The organism is Haemophilus parahaemolyticus (assembly GCF_018373095.1).
Taxonomy (GTDB): Bacteria; Pseudomonadota; Gammaproteobacteria; order Enterobacterales; family Pasteurellaceae; genus Haemophilus_A; species Haemophilus_A parahaemolyticus_A.
In genome coordinates this window covers 1-3,698 of record NZ_JAHAHT010000133.1, presented here as the reverse complement: position 1 = coordinate 3,698, position 3,698 = coordinate 1, and the positions used below count along the sequence as shown (strand labels likewise).

Genomic DNA, 3,698 nt, shown 5'->3' with positions numbered 1-3,698 from the left:
GTGGAGAGCGAGGGCGTCTCGCTCCTTTTGCTAATAGCGTCATCCGCCCGTTGTGTTCCGTGAAGAAATCAACTAACAGGCTACTTTCGCTATATTCTCGCCGATGTAAGACAAACGCTCGCTGTAAGGGCTGGACTTCAAAGTTTTTGCTCATTTAATCACTAATGATAAAAATGGTGGGAAAGCTCACCCTACAAGACTATTCGTCAATATACCCCAAACTACGCAATGCACGTTCGTCATCCGCCCAACCAGCTTTCACTTTTACCCACAACTCTAAGTGAACTTGTGCATCAAACAAACGCTCCATATCTTTACGGGCTTCAATCCCGATAGTTTTAATTTTCTCGCCTTTCGCCCCAATGACCATTTTTTTCTGACCTTCACGTTCAACTAAAATCAAGCCATTAATAATGAAAATCCCTTTCTCATTCACTTTGAACTGCTCAATTTCTACCGTCACCGAATAAGGTAACTCTTCGCCCGTGAAACGCATCAATTTTTCGCGGATAATTTCTGATGCCATAAAGCGCTGGCTGCGGTCGGTTACATATTCTTCAGGGAAATGGTGTACGCCTTCACGTAAAGATTGACGTACAATCTTCTCAAGCAGATGGACATTTTTACCACGTTGGGCTGAAATCGGCAGGATTTCGGCAAAATCGAATTTTTGTGAAAGCTCGGTAATATACGGCAACAATTCATCTTTTTCTTTAATGTTATCCACTTTATTGATTGCCAACACTACAGGAGCTTTTGCCGCACGCAATTTGTTTAAGACCATCTCATCATCTTCTGTCCATTTTGTACCTTCGACCACAAAGATAATCAGATCCACATCACCAATTGCCGAGCTTGCCGCACGGTTCATCAAACGGTTGATGGCACGTTTTTCTTCAATATGCAACCCTGGTGTGTCCACATAAATGGCTTGATATGCACCTTCGGTTTGAATCCCGACAATACGGTGGCGAGTGGTTTGGGCTTTACGCGAAGTAATAGAGATTTTTTGTCCTAAAATTTTGTTGAGTAAGGTCGATTTACCCACATTCGGGCGACCCACAATAGCAATAAAGCCACAATATGTTTTTTGATTTTCTGTCATTTCTTGTTCCTTTTTGTAAGGTGTGTGAAACTGGTTTCACGCACGCTTTTGCAAAAGCTTTTCACATTTCAACCGCTTGCGTGCGTATATTTTTAATCCACACCCCCTACTTGATTAATACGTTTAATACCTTCTCCGCTGCATTCTGTTCTGCTTTTCGGCGGCTTGTACCAATACCTGTAAACACTTCATCCACATTTTTCACTTTACAGGTCACTTTAAAGGTTTGGTTATGGGCTTCTCCTTTAATATCAATCACGTCATATTCAGGCAGTGGTAATTTGCGACCTTGTAAGAATTCTTGTAGGCGAGTTTTGGGATCTTTCTGTGCATCGCCTGGGCTGATCTCAGCTAAAAATGTGATATACCAGTCATTCACTTTCTGCATTGCCTGATCCATTCCTTTATCCAAATAGATTGCGGCAATAATCGCTTCCACACAGTCGGCTAAGATAGACTCGCGACGATAACCACCGCTTTTGAGTTCGCCTGCACCAAGTTTCATATAATCCCCTAGATCAAATTGGCGAGCAATAATGGCTAAGGTTTGCTCTCGCACAAGTGTGGCACGCATACGGCTTAATTCGCCTTCATTCGCTTTTGGAAATTTATCAAATAAAGCTTTGCCGATAGTAAAGTTAAGAATAGAGTCGCCCAGAAATTCAAGGCGTTCATTGTTTTTTGATGCCGCACTGCGGTGCGTTAAGGCTTGAGTGAGGTAATCAAGGGTTTCAAATTGATAACCCAATTTTTTCTGTAATCGTTCTAGTTGCATAATTTTTTGGGGTTTTCCCCATTAAAATAGAATGAAAGCGGTTAGATTTACAAAACATTTTGCAAATTCAACCGCTTGAAATTATTGAATGGAAGTAAACATTCGGTCGAAACGTAAGCCTTTCGGGAATTCATTTGGTTTTTTATCTAAACTTAGCCAGATAAATGTTGCTTTACCTACAATATTTTGTTCAGGCACAAAACCCCAGAAGCGGCTGTCTTCGCTGTTATCACGGTTATCACCCATCACAAAATAATGCCCCTCTGGCACCACCCATTCGCCGTCAATTTGCCCCTCTTGCTTGAAGAAATAAGGCGCATAGTTAAATGGCGATGGATTATTCAAAATCTGATGCGTTACGCTGCCAACTTCCGTTTTCTCTACCTGCATTTCGCCGTGATAGAAGAAATCAGCATTTGGTTTCGCATTTTCATATTTAAACACATTTACAGTACCATCTTTGCTGGTTACGGTAAGCGATTGGGTTGCCATATCATATTTTACCGTATCGCCACCGATACCAATCACGCGTTTAATGTAATCAACGTGCGGTTGTTTTGGAGCTTTGAACACAATGATATCGCCACGCTCTGGGTGTCCGTTCTCAATAAGCGTTTTCTGCCAAATAGGATCTTTAATGCCGTAATTAAATTTATTCACGACAAGAAAATCACCGACACGCAAAGTTGGCTCCATTGAGCCACTTGGAATTTGGAAAGGTTCAAACACAAATGAACGTAAAATGGTCACTAATGCCAACACGCCAAAAAGTGAACCGAAGAAATCAGTAAAGCCATTTTTCTTACTTGGGTTAAATTTATTGTAGAACCAAAAACCGCCACAAACGACTACTAAACCGACCAACAAAATAGAAATAGTATTCGGCAACTGCATTGAATCTAACCATTTCCAAATGCCGTATAAAATCCCGATAAAAATAATAGGGGCAATCTGTGCCATAACTTCTCCTTTTAGTTTAACAAGCGGTTAAATTTACAAATTCATCTGCAAATTCGACCGCTTGATTAATGCAAAATTCCCTTTTTGGGGATTAATCTTTACCCACATGAAGAATCGCCAAGAACGCCTCTTGTGGCACCTCTACGTTACCGAGGGATTTCATTCGCTTTTTACCCTCTTTTTGTTTTTGTAGAAGTTTTTTCTTACGGCTTACGTCACCACCGTAACATTTTGCTAATACGTTTTTACGCAACTGTTTTACGGTTGAACGTGCAATAATGTGGTTGCCGATAGCTGCTTGAATCGCAATATCGAATTGTTGGCGTGGAATAAGATCTTTCATTTTTTCTACCAACTCACGACCACGATATTGTGCATTATCTTTGTGGACGATTAACGCTAATGCATCCACGCGATCACCGTTGATCATAATATCCACACGCACCATATCCGCTGCTTGGAAGCGTTTGAAACCATAATCTAATGAGGCATAACCACGTGAAGTTGATTTCAAACGGTCGAAGAAATCTAACACCACTTCGCCCATTGGGATTTCATAGGTTAAAGCGATTTGGTTGCCGTGGTAAACCATATTAGTTTGCACGCCACGTTTTTCCACACAAAGGGTAATCACATTGCCCAAATACTCTTGCGGCACAAGCATATTACACTCTGCAATCGGCTCCCGAATTTCGCTAATGTTACTAATCGGTGGTAATTTCGATGGGCTATCCACATAGACAGTTTCACCATTCGTTTGCTCTACTTCATAGACTACCGTTGGTGCAGTAGTAATGAGATCTAAATCGTATTCACGCTCTAAACGCTCTTGAATGATCTCCATATGCAACAAGCCCA

At 41.3% G+C, this 3,698-nt stretch carries 4 protein-coding genes and 1 pseudogene; all 5 read right to left on the bottom strand.

What is annotated here, in order from left to right:
- A partial coding sequence (gene recO / locus KH943_RS09610) for a DNA repair protein RecO (protein ID WP_304110370.1) occupies positions 1-154 on the bottom strand: 154 nt, incomplete at its 3' end.
- 45 nt (positions 155-199) lie between these two features.
- Entirely contained in the window at positions 200-1,105 is a 906-nt protein-coding gene (gene era, locus KH943_RS09605) for a GTPase Era (RefSeq protein WP_304110369.1), read from the bottom strand.
- A gap of 106 nt (positions 1,106-1,211) precedes the next feature.
- Positions 1,212-1,880: a ribonuclease III gene (gene rnc / locus KH943_RS09600; RefSeq protein ID WP_304110368.1), complete on the bottom strand. Its 669-nt coding sequence runs from the start codon at positions 1,878-1,880 to the stop codon at positions 1,212-1,214.
- Between the two features lie 81 nt (positions 1,881-1,961).
- On the bottom strand, positions 1,962-2,840 hold the full coding sequence (gene lepB, locus KH943_RS09595) for a signal peptidase I (RefSeq protein WP_304110367.1): 879 nt from the start codon (positions 2,838-2,840) through the stop codon (positions 1,962-1,964).
- Between the two features lie 91 nt (positions 2,841-2,931).
- Positions 2,932-3,698 (bottom strand): annotated as a pseudogene (locus KH943_RS09590) (elongation factor 4); the annotation flags it as partial.